General features: G+C 71.8%; 12 protein-coding genes. 8 read left to right on the top strand and 4 right to left on the bottom strand.

The window, feature by feature from the left end:
* Positions 1–16 precede the first annotated feature (16 nt).
* Positions 17–526 (bottom strand): GNAT family N-acetyltransferase, encoded by a 510-nt coding sequence (locus BX286_RS15775; RefSeq protein WP_079427707.1) that lies wholly within the window; start codon positions 524–526, stop codon positions 17–19.
* 38 nt (positions 527–564) lie between these two features.
* On the opposite strand from BX286_RS15775, the gene BX286_RS15770 reads away from it, so the two are divergent.
* Positions 565–1,368, top strand: a complete 804-nt coding sequence (locus BX286_RS15770) for an exodeoxyribonuclease III (protein ID WP_121015249.1) — start codon at positions 565–567, stop codon at positions 1,366–1,368.
* Here BX286_RS15770 and BX286_RS15765 read toward each other — a convergent pair.
* Positions 1,353–2,030, bottom strand: a complete 678-nt coding sequence (locus BX286_RS15765; protein WP_121015247.1) for a MerR family transcriptional regulator — start codon at positions 2,028–2,030, stop codon at positions 1,353–1,355. The two genes, BX286_RS15770 and BX286_RS15765, sit on opposite strands and share 16 nt — an antisense overlap.
* Before the next feature lie 212 nt (positions 2,031–2,242).
* On the opposite strand from BX286_RS15765, the gene BX286_RS15760 reads away from it, so the two are divergent.
* From BX286_RS15760 to BX286_RS15745, 4 genes are all read left to right on the top strand, one after another.
* Positions 2,243–3,877 carry an NAD(P)/FAD-dependent oxidoreductase gene (locus BX286_RS15760; protein WP_121015245.1) on the top strand — a complete coding sequence of 545 codons (1,635 nt, stop codon included), beginning with the start codon at positions 2,243–2,245 and terminating at the stop codon, positions 3,875–3,877.
* The gene (locus BX286_RS15755) at positions 3,874–4,824 is read left to right on the top strand and encodes an alpha/beta fold hydrolase (RefSeq protein WP_121015242.1); all 951 of its coding nucleotides are present in this window, start codon (positions 3,874–3,876) and stop codon (positions 4,822–4,824) included. The genes BX286_RS15760 and BX286_RS15755 overlap by 4 nt, the downstream gene beginning before the upstream one ends.
* Positions 4,821–5,711, top strand: coding sequence for an SDR family oxidoreductase (locus BX286_RS15750; protein WP_121015240.1), 891 nt, complete (start codon positions 4,821–4,823; stop codon positions 5,709–5,711). The genes BX286_RS15755 and BX286_RS15750 overlap by 4 nt, the downstream gene beginning before the upstream one ends.
* A 159-nt stretch (positions 5,712–5,870) precedes the next feature.
* The gene (locus BX286_RS15745) at positions 5,871–6,050 is read left to right on the top strand and encodes a hypothetical protein (RefSeq protein WP_079427700.1); all 180 of its coding nucleotides are present in this window, start codon (positions 5,871–5,873) and stop codon (positions 6,048–6,050) included.
* A gap of 125 nt (positions 6,051–6,175) precedes the next feature.
* Here the strand turns inward: BX286_RS15745 and BX286_RS15740 are convergent, their stop codons facing one another.
* Complete coding sequence (locus tag BX286_RS15740; protein ID WP_079427698.1) at positions 6,176–9,439, bottom strand: S41 family peptidase; 3,264 nt, start codon at positions 9,437–9,439, stop codon at positions 6,176–6,178.
* 195 nt (positions 9,440–9,634) lie between these two features.
* Here BX286_RS15740 and BX286_RS15735 point away from each other — a divergent pair, with 195 nt between their 5' ends.
* Together BX286_RS15735 and BX286_RS15730 are read left to right on the top strand one after the other, a co-directional pair.
* Positions 9,635–10,243, top strand: a complete 609-nt coding sequence (locus tag BX286_RS15735; protein WP_261993433.1) for a TetR/AcrR family transcriptional regulator — start codon at positions 9,635–9,637, stop codon at positions 10,241–10,243.
* Positions 10,244–10,380: 137 nt separating this feature from the next.
* The gene (locus BX286_RS15730) at positions 10,381–12,591 is read left to right on the top strand and encodes an MMPL family transporter (RefSeq protein WP_079427696.1); all 2,211 of its coding nucleotides are present in this window, start codon (positions 10,381–10,383) and stop codon (positions 12,589–12,591) included.
* A 104-nt stretch (positions 12,592–12,695) separates the two neighbouring features.
* Here BX286_RS15730 and BX286_RS15725 read toward each other — a convergent pair whose 3' ends face one another.
* Complete coding sequence (locus BX286_RS15725; RefSeq protein ID WP_100863503.1) at positions 12,696–13,133, bottom strand: SsgA family sporulation/cell division regulator; 438 nt, start codon at positions 13,131–13,133, stop codon at positions 12,696–12,698.
* A gap of 176 nt (positions 13,134–13,309) precedes the next feature.
* On the opposite strand from BX286_RS15725, the gene BX286_RS15720 reads away from it, so the two are divergent.
* Complete coding sequence (locus BX286_RS15720) at positions 13,310–14,371, top strand: energy-coupling factor ABC transporter permease (RefSeq protein WP_121015238.1); 1,062 nt, start codon at positions 13,310–13,312, stop codon at positions 14,369–14,371.
* Position 14,372 lies beyond the last annotated feature (1 nt).

Here is a 14,372-nt window from a genome sequence, read left to right as displayed (position 1 = left end):
GGTTCGACTCGCTGGTTCAGGCGGGTGTGTGCGGTGACGGGAGGAGCTTTGCCATGCAGCGGCTCGACTCGTAGTCGCGGTAGTAGCCGAACTTCTCCGACAGCGTGTACCCCGACGACAGGTACAGCGCTATCGCCTCCGGCTGCCGGTCGCCCGTCTCCAGGACCATCCGCCGGCGTCCGGCCGCCGTCGCGTCGGCCTCCAGTTCGGCCAGGATGCGGCGAGCCAGTCCCTTGCCGCGGGCCTCGGGGATGACGTACATGCGCTTGACCTCGGCGTCGCCGTCCGAGTAGCCCTCGTCGTTGTGATCCTGCGCACGCCAGGCGCCGCTCGCCACCGGGGCGTCCGAGGCGTCGTACGCGAGCAGGTAGAGCCCGGTCGGCGGGAGGAACATCGCCGGGTCGAGGTAGGTGGCGTCGCCCTCGCCGTCGTAGCGCTCCTGGTATTCGAGCTGGACCTGGGCGTCGAGTTTCAGCGCGTCCGGGTGGTCGTACGGTACGGCGCGCAGGTGTATCCCGTGAGACATCAGAACATCGTACGGAAGGCTGCGGTTATGGTGCTGGGATGCTCACCGTGACCTCCGTGAATGTGAATGGGATCCGCGCCGCCGCGAAGAAAGGCTTCGTGGAGTGGCTCGCCGGATCCGATGCCGATGTCGTGTGTCTGCAGGAGGTCCGGGCGGAGGCCGCGCAGATTCCGGTGGAGGCCCGGGAGCCCGAGGGCTGGCACACCGTGTTCGCGCCGGCCGCCGCGAAGGGCCGGGCCGGCGTCGCCCTGTATACGCGGAACTCACCTGAACGGGTGCAGGTGGGCTTCGGCAGCGACGAGTTCGACGCGAGCGGGCGGTACATCGAGATCGATCTGCCCGGGGTCACCGTGGCCAGCCTGTACCTGCCCTCCGGCGAGGCCGGAACGGAGAAGCAGGAGGAGAAGTACCGCTTCATGGCGGAGTTCCACTCCTACCTCGAGGCGCTGAGGGTGCGGGCCGCCGCCGACGGCCGGGAGGTGGTGGTGTGCGGTGACTGGAACATCTGCCACCAGGAGGTCGACCTCAAGAACTGGAAGACCAACCGCAAGAACGCCGGGTTCCTGCCCGAGGAGCGCGAGTGGCTCGGGAAGGTGTACTCGGAGGCCGGGTACGTGGACGTCGTGCGTGCGCTGCACCCCGACGCGGAGGGCCCGTACTCCTGGTGGTCCTACCGCGGGCGGGCCTTCGACAACGACGCCGGCTGGCGCATCGACCTCCAGGTCGCGACGCCGGGGCTGGCGGCCAGGGCCGTCAAGGCGTTCGTCGAGCGGGCCGAGACGCATCCGGAGCGGTGGTCCGACCATGCGCCGGTGACCGTCGTCTATCAGCTCGGAGTCTGAGGGGTCCGGGGTGCTACGGGGGCGCGGTGCTGGTGGAGGCGGTCCATTGCCATCGTGAGTTCCGCCTCGACCACGCTCTTGGCCAGCGGGCGCAGCCTGCCGACGGCCTCCTCCCCGATGTGGGCGGAGATCAGCTCGGTGAACAGGGCCGCCAGCGCGTCCGCGTGCTCGCGCACCCGGCGGCCCGTCTCCAGTACCGCGGCCAGCGGCACGCCCTCGCGGACCAGGGCGGAGGAGACGTCGAGCAGGCGCCGGCTGACGTGCACGATCTCCTCGCCGTCAGGGGCGAGGTAGCCGAGGTCGAGGGCGGCCGCCAGGTTCTCCGGGGTGACCTCGCCCTCGAAGTAGTCGGCCAGTGCCTCCGGCGACAGCCGGACGGGGGTCTCGTCCGTCCACCCCATGCCGAGCAGCTCGCCGAGCTGGCCGACGTCGCGGCCCTTCTCGAAGGCGGCGGTGAGTTCCGCGATGCCGCCGAGGGTGTGGCCGCGTTCCAGCAGGGCGGCGATCGTGCGCAGCCGGGCCAGGTGCTGGTCGTCGTACCAGGCGATCCGGCCCTCGCGGCGCGGTGGCGGGAGCAGCTTGCGCTCGCGGTAGAAGCGCAGGGTGCGCAGCGGGATGCCGGCGGCCTCCGCCAGCTCCTGCGTCCGGTACTCGCGCGTCACAGCCGCCTCCGCCTCCCACGTCCCCCGCGTCTCCACATGCGCAGCCTAGGGCGTACCCGCAGTAACTTTCCGGGCGCGACCCCTACCCATGGGTACGGAGCTGCTCTACCCTCCCGATTGTGCCAGTGATTGCTGGCAGTGTTGCGGTGCGAGTGTGTGATGGCGTGGCTTGACGTGGCTGGGACGGACTGCGGAAGCGGGAGGCGGCGGGAATGAGCGGCATAGACGGCAGGGGCGGGCACGGGCGCGAGCACGTACGGGTGGCGGTGATCGGGTCCGGGTTCGGCGGGCTCGGCGCGGCCGTGCGGCTGCGGCGCGAGGGGATCACGGACTTCGTCGTCCTGGAGCGGGCCGGCTCCGTCGGCGGCACCTGGCGCGACAACAGCTATCCCGGGTGCGCCTGCGACGTCCCCTCGCACCTGTACTCGTTCTCCTTCGCCCCCAACCCCGACTGGCCCCGCACCTTCTCCGGGCAGCCGGCCATACGCGCCTACCTGGAACACGTCACCGACACCTTCGGCCTGCGGCCGCACATCCGCTTCGGCCACGAGGTCCTGATGATGCGCTGGGACACCGAGGAACTGCGGTGGGAGATCGACACCTCGGCGGGCGACTTCACCGCCGATGTCGTGGTGTCGGCTACCGGCCCGCTGTCCGACCCGAAGATGCCGGAGATCCCGGGGCTCGACGAGTTCCCCGGCAAGGTGTTCCACTCCGCACGCTGGGACCACGACTACGACCTGAGCGGCAAGCGCGTCGCCGTGATCGGCACGGGCGCCTCCGCGATCCAGATCGTGCCGGCCATCGCCCCGCAGACGGCCCGCCTGACCCTCTTCCAGCGCACCCCGCCGTGGGTCATGCCGCGCACCGACCGGGCGATCAGTTCCCTCGAGCGCCGGCTGCACCGCCAGCTGCCCTTCACCCAGGCCGCCCGGCGCGGACTGCTGTGGGGGATCCGGGAGCTGCAGGTCAGCGCCTTCACCAAGCGGCCGAACCAGCTCGGGCTCATCGAATCGCTGGCCAAGGCCAATATGGCGCGCTCCATCAAGGACCCGGTGCTGCGGGCCAGGCTGACGCCCTCGTACCGGATCGGCTGCAAGCGGATCCTGCTGTCCAGCGAGTACTACCCGGCGCTCGCCCGGCCCGACGTGGACCTCGTCGCCTCCGGGCTGAAGGAGGTCAGGGGCTCGGTGCTGGTCGCCGCGGACGGGACCGAGACCGAGGTCGACGCGATCATCTTCGGCACCGGGTTCCACGTCACCGACATGCCGATCGCCGACCGGGTGGTCGGCGCGGAAGGGCAGACGCTCGCGGACGCGTGGAAGGACGGGATGCAGGCGCTGCGCGGGGCGACGGCTGCCGGCTTCCCCAACTGGATGACGATCATCGGGCCGAACACCGGCCTCGGCAACAGCTCGATGATCCTGATGATCGAGTCACAGCTGAACTACATGGCGGACTACCTGCGCCAGCTGTCCCTCCTCGGCGGAGGCAGCCGCGGCGGGCGCACCGCGCTCGCCGTGCGCCCCTCCGCCGTCAACCAGTGGAACCGGCATGTGCAGGCGCGGATGGAGCGGACGGTGTGGAACACCGGCGGCTGCACCAGCTGGTACCTGGACGCGCAGGGCCGCAACACGACCGTCTGGCCGGGCACGACGGGTGAGTTCCGGCGCGCGACGTTGACGGTCGACCTGGCCGAGTACGAGGTCGTACGGGTACCGGGGCGCGAGGGGGCGGCCCAGCGGGTCCCGGCCACCGCCACCGCCACCGCCTCGGCCGCTGCTGCTGCCGCCTCCGCCCCCGCCGCTGCCGCCGAGCCGGCCCCCGCCGGGGAGGGTGCGGCGTGAGCCGGCCGCCGTACGTGACCGGCGGGCGGTACGCGCCGCCCGTCGCCGGCCGTGAACTGACCGCCGTCTCGGCCGACGGGTCCCGGCTGCACGTCGAGGTGCACGGACCCGACGGCGCGCCGGCCGTCGTCCTCTCCCACGGCTGGACCTGCTCCACGGCCTTCTGGGCGGCGCAGATACGGGAGCTGGCCCGCGACCACCGGGTCATCGCTTACGACCAGCGCGGCCACGGCCGCAGCCCGGCCGCAGCCGCGTACAGCACCACCGCCCTGGCCGACGACCTGATCGCCGTATTCGAGGCCACCCTCGTCCCGGGCGAGCGAGCCGTCGTCGCCGGGCACTCCATGGGCGGCATGACCGTGATGGCCGCCGCCGGCCGGCCACGGTTCGCCGAGCACGCCGCGGCCGTCCTGCTGTGCAGCACCGGCAGCTCGCGGCTGATCGCGGAGGCGACCGTGCTGCCGCTCGGGCCCGGGCGTGCGCGGACCCGCATCACGCGGGCGCTGCTGGGCTCGCCCGCCCCGCTCGGGCCCGTCACCCCCGCCACCCGGGCGGTGCTCAAGTACGCGACCATGGGCCCCGGCTCCGCACCCGAACGGGTGGAAGCCTGCGCCCGGATCGTGCACGCCTGCCCCGCCGGAGTGCGCCGCGGCTGGTCGCGGGTACTGGCCGGGCTCGACCTGGACGACGGGGTGGCGCGGCTGACCGTGCCCACCGCCGTCGTCGTGGGCCGCGACGACCGGCTGACCCCCGTCGTGCACGCCCGCGGGCTCGCGGCCGCGCTTCCGCACTGCGTGGGACTGACCGAGCTCACCGGAATGGGGCATATGACCCCCATTGAGGCACCCGAAGCGGTGAGTTCCGCCCTGCGCGAGTTGACGTCCCGGTACCTGAGCGCGTCGGCGGCGACCCCCACGACCACGACCGAGAAGGAGAAGACGCCGTGAGTGCTCGCAGGAGTCTGGAAGGCCAGGTCGCCGTCGTCACCGGCGCCGCCCGTGGGGTCGGCGAGCTGCTCGCCCGCAAGCTGTCGGCACGCGGCGCGAAGGTCGCACTGGTCGGCCTGGAGCCGGAGGCGCTCAAGGAGGTCTCCGAGCGGCTGCACACCGACAGCGACCACTGGTACGCCGACGTCACTGACCACGAGGCGATGGCCCGGGTCGCGCAGGAGGTCAAGCAGCGCTTCGGCAAGGTGGACATCGTCGTCGCCAACGCGGGCGTCGCCTCCGGCGGCCCGTTCGCCGACTCCGACCCGGACGCGTGGCGGCGGGTGATCGAGGTCAACCTGATCGGCGGCGCCGTCACCGCCCGCGCCTTCCTGCCCGTCCTCATGGAGAGCCGCGGCTACTTCCTCCAGATCGCCTCCCTCGCCGCGATCACCCCCGCGCCGATGATGACGGCGTACTGTGCCTCCAAGTCCGGGGTCGAGGCCTTCGCGCACTGCCTGCGCGCCGAGGTCGGCTACAAGGGGGTCAAGGTCGGCGTCGGTTACCTCTCCTGGACCGACACCGACATGGTCCGGGGCGCCGACCAGCACGACGTCATGCGCGAGCTGCGCGGGCGCCTGCCCTGGCCGGCGAACCGGACCTACCCGCTGGGCCCGGCCGTGGACCGGATCGTCGCGGGCATCGAACGGCGCTCGGCGCACGTGTACGCGCAGTGGTGGCTGCGCGGGATGCAGGGCGTTCGGGGCTACCTGCCGGCGGTCATCGCGGCCGGCGGGCAGCGTGAGATGAAGCGGTTCGAACCCCGCCTGGCCGGAGTCCCCAAGGGGCTGGTGGGCGCGGGTGGAGCCGCCGACGAGCAGGAGCGCGCCCAGGGCCGCCGCCGCTGAACGGTACGAACGCGGGGCCCGGTCGGGTTTCCCGGTGATCCGGTGATCCGGTTCCGGTGTCCCGGTGCCCTGATGCCCTGGTGATCAAAATGCGGCTTTTGTTCCTGCGTGTCAGTCTGGTCGAGGCCCAACCACCAACACCCCCCAGGGAGTGCAAGCATGGGTATCAAGGACCAGTTCCAGGACAAGGCGCAGGAACTCAAGGACAAGGCGCAGAAGACCCAGCAGGGCGCGAAGGAGCAGGCCTCCTCGCGTTCCCAGCAGGCCAAGGCGAAGAAGTCGCAGACGCAGCAGCAGATGGACGACATCCGTGACGAGGCTGACGACAGCTGGGACTGATCCCGCCCTGGTGGGAACTTCCCGGGTCTGACTGCTACCAGGCCCGTCGCACATAGCGCCGAGGGGCGCGACCCGTACTTCCTACGGGTCGCGCCCCTCGTGTCGTACAGGAATGCGGCGCGGGACTACGGCCGCGGCGGCAGCTTCGGCCTGCGTCCGTCCGGGACGTCGGTGTAGCCGGGCGGGATCGCGGCCGGGTCCTGCTCCAGCAACTCCAGTGCCAGGTAGACCGCGTCGTCCAGCTGAGCGTGCCGGCCCTCCGCCCAGTCGAGGGGGGTGCGCATGATCTCCAGGTCCGGCTCCACGCCGTGGTTCTCCACCGACCACCCGTACTCCGGGAACCATGCGGCGTTCATCGGCACGGTGATGACCGTGCCGTCGCCGAGGGTGTGACGGCCGGTCATGCCGACCACACCGCCCCAGGTGCGCTGGCCGACGACCGGGCCCAGGCCGAGCAGTTTGAACGCGGCGGTGATCATGTCCCCGTCGGAGGAGGTCGCCTCGTCGGCCAGCGCCACGATCGGTCCGCGCGGCGCGTTGGAGGCGTAACTCACCGGTTGGGCGTCGCGCGTCAGGTCCCAGCCCAGAATCGATCGGGTGAGTTTTTCGACGACGAGTTCACTGATGTGCCCGCCGGCGTTGCCGCGCACGTCGACGATCAGGGCGGGCCGGGACATCTCCATGCGCAGGTCGCGGTTGAACTGCGCCCAGCCCGAGCCGCCCATGTCGGGGATGTGCAGGTAGCCGCAGCGGCCGCCGCTGACCTCGCGGACCACGGCGCGGCGCTTGGACACCCAGTCCTGGTAGCGCAGCGGCCGTTCGTCGACGAGCGGCACGACCGCCACGCGCCGTGAGCGGCCCTCGCCCTCCGCCGGGGTGAACGTCAGCTCCACCGTCGTGCCCCCGGCCGCCGCGAGCAGCGGGTAGGGGCCCGCGACCGGGTCCACGGGCCGGCCGTCGACGTGGGTGAGCACCGCGCCGTCGCGGATCCCCGTGCCGGCGAGCGGGGAGCGGGCCTTGGAGTCGGAGGACTCGCCGGGCAGGATCCGCGCGACCACCCAGCCCTCCTCCCGGCGTACCAGGTTGGCGCCGAGCAGGCCGATGGCCCGCTGGTAGTGCGGCGGGCCCTCGTTGCGGCGGGCGGGTGAGACGTACGCGTGCGAGGTGCCGAGTTCGCCGAGCACCTCGCGCAGCAGGTCGGCGAACTCGTCGGGGGAGGCGACCCGTTCGACCAGGGGCCGGTACTGGCGCAGCACCGCGTCCCAGTCGATGCCGCACATGTTCGGTTCCCAGAAGTACGCGCGGATGAGCCGGCCGGCCTCCTCGTACGCCTGGCGCCACTCGGCGGCCGGGTCCACCTCGTGCAGGATGCGCCGCAGGTCGAGGTAGACGGTGGAGTCGCCGTCACCCGATTCGGTGGCCGGCACGGCGCGAAGGTCACCGTCGTCGTTGACGACCAGCCGGGTGCCGTCGCCGCTGACCGCGAACCAGTCCAGACCGGAGGCCAGTTCGGTCTTGCGGGCCTTGGTCATGTCGAAGTGCTCCAGCGTCGGCTTGCCGCTGGTGTCGGCCGGGTTGGCGAAGGTCTCGCCGAGCGCGCCCGAGATGGGCCAGCGCAGCCACACCAGCCCGCCGCCGTGCACGGGATGCAGGGCCGAGTACTTCGAGGCGGCCACGGGGAACGGCGTGACCCGGCTCTCCAGTCCCTCCACCTCCACGGTCACCGTCCCGTCGCCCTCGCCGGGCTCCCCCTCGACGGGGTCGAGCCCGCCCGCCGCCGGGCGGCCGTCGGGGGAGAAGGCGAACGGCGAGGGGGTGGCGGAGGACAGCGGCACCAGGTACGGGCGGCAGCCCAGCGGGAACGACAGGTCGCCGGTGTGGACGTCGTACACCGGGTCGAAGCCGCGCCAGGACAGGAACGCGAGGTAGCGGCCGTCCCGGGTGAAGACCGGGTTCTCGTCCTCGAAGCGGCCGTTGGTGACGTCGACGACGACGCGCGCGCCCGGCCCGGAGATCTTCGCCATCTTGATCTGCCGCAGCGAGCGCCCGATGCCGGGGTGCGACCAGGTCAGCCAGCAGCCGTCGGGGGAGAAGGCGAGGTCGGTGACGGGCCCGTTGATGGACCGGATCAGCTCGGTGACCTCCCCGTTGGACTCCTCCGTCGCGTCGAGGAGCAGCAGCCGTCCGTCGTTGGAGGCGATGGCGAGCCGCTCGCCCGCCGGGTCGGACAGCAGTTCGGTGACGCGGCCCAGCTCGCCCGAGGCGAGCCGGCGCGGCTCGCGCTCCCCGGTGGCGCGGGGGAGGTAGGCGATCTCGATGGCGTCCTCGCCCTCGGCGTCGGTGACGTACGCGACCTGGCCGCCGCCGCCGAGCATCTCCGGGAGGCGGACGCGTACGCCCGGGGTGTCGGCGATGGTGCGGGCGGGCCCGTCGCGGTGGGTGAGCCAGTACAGGCTGCCGCGGATGACGACGGCGCTGGCCCGGCCGGTGGTGTCCACCGACAGCGAGTCGACGTTGCTGGCGGCCGGCACCTGGTACGTACGCCGTCCCGCGCGCGGGCCGCCGAGCCGGACGTCGAGCTTGCGCGGGGAGGCGGCCTCGTCGAGGGAGTCGACCAGCCACAGGTCGCCTGCGCACTGGTAGACGACGCGGGACCCGTCGCTGGAGGCGTGGCGGGCGTAGAACTCGTCGTGGTCGGTGTGGCGGCGCAGGCCGGTGCCGTCGGGCAGGCAGGAGTAGAGGTTGCCGATGCCCTCGTGGTCGGAGAGGAAGGCGATGCGGCCGCCGACGAACATGGGTGCGTCGATGTGGCCCTCGATGTCCTCCAGCAGGCGCACGCCGTGCAGCCAGAGCCGGCCGGTGGCGCCGCCGCGGTAGCGCTTCCAGGCGGCGGGTTCGTGCGGGGGTTTGCCGGTCAGCAGCAGGGTGCGGTGCTCGCCGTCGACGTCGGTGACCTGGATGTCGGAGACCGGGCCCCAGGGCAGGCGGCCGCCGGGGCTGCCGTCGGTGGGCAGCTTGTAGGCCCAGGAGTAGTACGAGAACGGCTGCCCGTGGGAGGAGACAGCGAGGACGTTGCCGTCGGGGTCCCAGCCGCAGACGCGGGTGTCGGTGGACCCCCAGTAGCTGAGCCGGCGGGCCGGGCCGCCGTCCACGGGAGCGAGGTGGATCTCGGGGTCGAGGCTGCGCCAGGTGGTGAAGGCGATGTGCCGTCCGTCGGGGGAGAAGCGGGGGTGGCCGACCCGGGTGCGGTCGACGGTGATCCGCCAGGCCCGGCCCGGGGTGTGGCCCTCCGGGACCAGGGGGGCGACCCACAGATCGTCCTCGGTGGCGAAGCACAGCAGTTCGTCGTGCAGGTGCGGGAAGCGGAGGTACGCGACGTCGTGACTCACCCCACAATGCTTTCCGCGCCAGGGGACCCCGGCAACTCGTACAGGTGCTCCATGGGTGCTCCGCCGGGTTGCCCGCCGTGTGACCGCCGTGTGACCGACGCCACGGCCGCAGCGAAACGGAACGGTTTCGTTTCGTTAAGCGCCCCGGTAGGCTTCCATGTGTACGAAACCGTTTCGTTCGGATGGGTGGTCGTGATGAAGGGAAGCTGCCGGGTCACCGACGCGATGTCGGCGCGGCGCAGCCGGATCACCCCCGAGCGGGAGGCCGAACTCCACGAGGCGGTCCTCGACCTCCTGCGCGAGGTCGGCTACGAGGCGCTGACCATGGACGCGGTCGCCGCCCGTACGAAGTCCAGCAAGGCCACCCTCTACCGCCAGTGGGGGAGCAAGCCGGAACTGGTCGCGAAGGCCCTTCGGTGTGCCCAGCCGGTCTCCCTGCGGGAGATCGACACGGGCACCCTGCGCGGGGACTTCGCCCTCATGGTCGCGCACTCCGACGACGCGCAGATGGCCAAGGACACCGCCCTGATGCGGGGTCTGGCCCACGCCGTCCACGAGAGCCCGGAGCTGCACCGGGCGCTGCGCGACCTGCTGGTCGACCCGGAGATCAACGGTCTCCAGGCCATGCTCCGGCGCGCGGTGGAGCGGGGCGAGGTCAGCCCGGACTGTCCGGCGCTGGACTTCGTGCCGCACATGCTGATCGGGGCGTTCATCGCACTGCCGCTGATCGAGGACCGGTCCGTCGACCGGGCGTTCCTCACCGAGTTCATCGACGCCGTGGTCTTCCCCGCCCTCGGCGTCTGATCCCCACAAGAACCGTCTGCTGCTCCTGACACGCCGCTCTCGTCGTCGGGCCGGCTTTCCACGCCCTGATCCGCCCATGGCCGACGGCCGTATGGGCGCAGGATCCATCCCACGACCTGAAACGGGAGAACCACGACGTGGCCACCTTCCTCTACCGGCTCGGGCGCGGTGCCTTCAGGCGCCGCGGCCTCGTCGCCCTCATATGGGTGGCGCTGCTGGTCGCCGCCGGCTTCGGCGCGGCGACGGCCGCAGCGCCGACCTCCGGCTCGTTCTCGATCCCCGGCACCGAGGCCCAGAAGGCATTCGACCTGCTGGACAAGAAGTTCCCGGGCATGTCCGCCGACGGCGCGACCGCCCGGATCGTCGTCAAGGCGCCGACCGGTGCCAAGGTCACCGACCAGGGCCCCAAGGCCGAGGTCGAGAAGCTGATCTCCGGCCTCAAGCAGGGCGAGGGCGCAGCCCAGGTCGCCACCGTCGACGACCCGTACCGGATGCAGGCGGTGAGCCAGGACGGCTCCACCACCTACATCACGGTGAAGTACAAGGTCAGCGGTATGGAGCTGAAGGACGTCACGCGTGACGCCCTGAAGGACTCCGGGCACGACGCGCAGAAGGCCGGCCTCCAGGTGGAGATCGGCGGCGACGCGCTGATGGAGGCCCCCGAGACGGGCTCCGGCGAGGCCGTCGGCATCCTGATCGCCGGCATCGTCCTGGTCATCACCTTCGGCTCGCTGGTCGCGGCCGGGCTGCCGCTGCTGACCGCGCTGATCGGCGTCGGGATCGGCGTGTCCTCGATCACCGCACTCGCCAACGTGCTGGACCTCGGCTCCACCACCTCCACCCTGGCGATGATGATCGGCCTGGCGGTCGGCATCGACTACGCGCTGTTCATCGTCTCCCGCTACCGCGTGGAGCTCGCCGAGGGCCGCGAGCGCGACGAGGCGGCGGGCCGCGCTGCCGGAACCGCTGGTTCCGCGGTGGTCTTCGCCGGTCTGACCGTGGTCATCGCCCTGGTGGGCCTGGCCGTCGTCAACATCCCGATGCTGACCAAGATGGGTGTCGCGGCCGCCGGCACGGTGGTCATCGCGGTGCTCGTCGCCCTGACGCTGGTCCCGGCGATCCTCGGCTTCGCGGGCAAGAGGGTGCTGCCCGCCGGCAAGAAGAGCAAGCTCTTCGGCAAGGGCCGCCCGGCCGGCGCGGAGGCCAAGCCGAACGGCGGCACCCGCTGGGCCCGCTTCGTGCTGCGCCGCCCGGTCGTGGTGCTGCTGGCCGGTGTGATCGGCCTCGGCGCCATCGCGGTGCCGGCGAGCAAGCTGGAGATGGGCCTGCCGGACGACGGCTCCAAGCCGGTCTCCACCAGCCAGCGCAAGGCGTACGACATGCTGTCCGAGGGCTTCGGCCCGGGCTTCAACGGTCCGCTGATGGTGGTCGTGGACGGTGACAAGGCGCTCGCCGACAAGACCGTCGACCGGATCAAGGGGCTGGAGGGCGTGGTCGCGGTGACCCCGCCGCACCAGAACGAGGCCAAGGACGCCGCGGTCATCAGCGTGATCCCGAAGGAGCGTCCGTCCTCGACCCAGACCGAGGACCTGGTCCACAAGATCCGTGAGGGCAACGGGAACGACGTGTTCGTCACCGGTGCGACCGCGATGAACATCGACTTCTCGCAGAAGATGAACGACGCGCTCCTGCCCTACCTGGCGCTGGTGGTCGGCCTGGCGTTCCTGCTGCTGATGCTGGTGTTCCGCTCGGTCCTGGTGCCGCTCAAGGCGGCCCTCGGCTTCCTGCTGTCGGTCGTCGCGGCCCTCGGCGCGGTCGTCGCGGTCTTCCAGTGGGGCTGGCTCGGATCCCTCTTCGGGGTGGAGCAGACCGGTCCGATCATGTCGATGATGCCGATCTTCATGGTGGGTGTCGTGTTCGGCCTGGCGATGGACTACGAGGTCTTCCTCGTCACCCGGATGAGGGAGGCGTACGTCCACGGCGAGCGTCCGGGGCAGGCCGTCGTGACGGGCTTCCAGTTCAGCGCCCGCGTGGTCGTCGCCGCCGCCGTCATCATGATCGCCGTCTTCTCCGGCTTCCTGGGCGCCAGCGACGCGATGGTCAAGATGATCGGCTTCGGCCTGGCCGTCGCCGTGCTGTTCGACGCCTTCGTGGTGCGCATGGCGATCGTGCCGGCGGTGCTGGCGCTGCTCGGCCACAGGGCCTGGTGGCTGCCGCGCTGGCTGGACCGGATCCTGCCCAACGTGGACGTGGAGGGCGAGAGCCTGCGCAAGCACCTCGGGGAGAGCGCGCCGCACGCCGGGTCCCCGGAGGACCCCGACAAGCAGCGCGAGCTGGTCAACGCCTGACCCGTCAGGCCGCCGGTCCGCCGCCTGATGCCTGGTGGTGAGCGCGCGGCGGGCGAGTGCCGGCCCCGCATCCGGAACCCCGGGTGCGGGGCCGGCCGCGTGCGCTACGCCGAACGGGTGGCCGCGGTGCGCGCACCGGCGTCGCCGGGTCTCGCGCCGCCGGCGGTGGAGGCGGAGTACGTGCGGCGCAGGAAGCGGCGCAGCACGGCGCTGTCGAACTGGATGACGGCGACACCCTCGGGGGAGTGGAACTCGACCACCGCCTGGACCCGGCCGCAGGGCCATACGCGTACGTCCCCGGTCCCGGTCGGCGCGTGCAGCCCGGCCTCCAGCAGGGCGCGGGGGAAGGCCCACTCGTTGTCGGTGCCCTCGGGGGACAGCTCGGCGGGGAAGACGATCCGGACGGCCAGGGGTTCGGCGGGGGTGAACCGCAAGGCGACCGGGATCGCGCGGTAGAGGGGGTCGTCGCTGATCACGCGGGCGCTCACGCGCTCCTCGACGGCAGCGGCGGTGGCTGGTGGATTCTCGGCGGTGGCTGACATCGACCGGACTCCTCGAATCGGAACATTCACGTCCGTTTGTCCGTCCAGCCTCGCACATTCCCACGAAACCGCACGTATGTATTTGTGTGGCGCCAGCTCTTGCCAACGATTTGCAAGTGGGCACTACTCTTGAACGGTTCAACACTCATGTGAGGAAGAGGAAGCGGAGCCGCTCCATGCACGTGCCCGACGGATTCATCGACGCACCCGTCTCGGTGGCCGCAGGAGTGGCGGCCACCGCCGCTGTCGCGGTCAGCCTGCGCGGCGCCCGCCGCGAGCTCGACGAACGCACCGCCCCGCTGGCCGGCCTCGTCGCCGCCTTCATCTTCGCCGTGCAGATGCTGAACTTCCCCGTCGCCGCCGGCACCAGCGGCCACCTCCTCGGCGGCGCGCTCGCGGCGATACTCGTCGGCCCCTGCACCGGCGTGCTCTGCGTGTCCGTCGTCCTGCTGATGCAGGGCATCCTCTTCGCCGACGGCGGCCTGACCGCGCTCGGCGTCAACATCCTGAACATGGCCGTGGTGACCGTCCTCGTCTCCTACGCCGCCTTCCGCCTCCTGCTCAAGGTCCTGCCGTCCGGCCGGCGCTCGGTCACCGTCGCCGCCTTCGCCGGAGCGCTGCTCTCGGTCCCGGGCGCGGCCGTCATGTTCACCCTCCTCTACGCGCTCGGCGGCACCACGGACGTCCCGATCGGCAAGGTCTTCACCGCCATGGCCGGCGTCCACGTCCTCATCGGCATCGGAGAAGCGCTGATCACCGCCGCCACCGTCGGCGCCGTGATCGCCGTACGGCCCGACCTGGTGCACGGCGCGCGCGGACTGGCCACCCCGCTGAAGCTGCGCGTCGGCGGCGAGCTCGTCGACGCGCCCGCCGCGGCCCCGGCCGCCGTCCCGGCCGCCGCCCGCTCCACCCGAAAGCTCTGGCTGACCGGACTGGCCACCGCCCTCGTGCTCGCCGGATTCGTCTCCTTCTACGCCTCCAGCAGCCCGGACGGCCTCGAGAAGGTCGCCGCCGACAAGGGCATCGACGCCAAGGCCCGCGCACACGCCGCCGCCGACTCCCCGCTCGCCGACTACAGCGTCAAGGACGTCGACGACGCCCGCCTGTCCGGAGGCCTCGCCGGCGTCATCGGCGTCGGCGCGACCGTCGCCGTGGGCAGCGGGATCTTCTGGGCCGTACGCCGGCGCCGCGCCCAGGACCTGACCGCGGCCTCGACGGCCGCCCCGTCGGCGAGCTGAC

It is taken from the genome of Streptomyces sp. 3211.6 (genome assembly GCF_003634815.1).
Classification (GTDB): Bacteria; Actinomycetota; Actinomycetes; order Streptomycetales; family Streptomycetaceae; genus Streptomyces; species Streptomyces katrae_A.
This window is presented reverse-complemented; position numbering and strand designations above follow the sequence as displayed.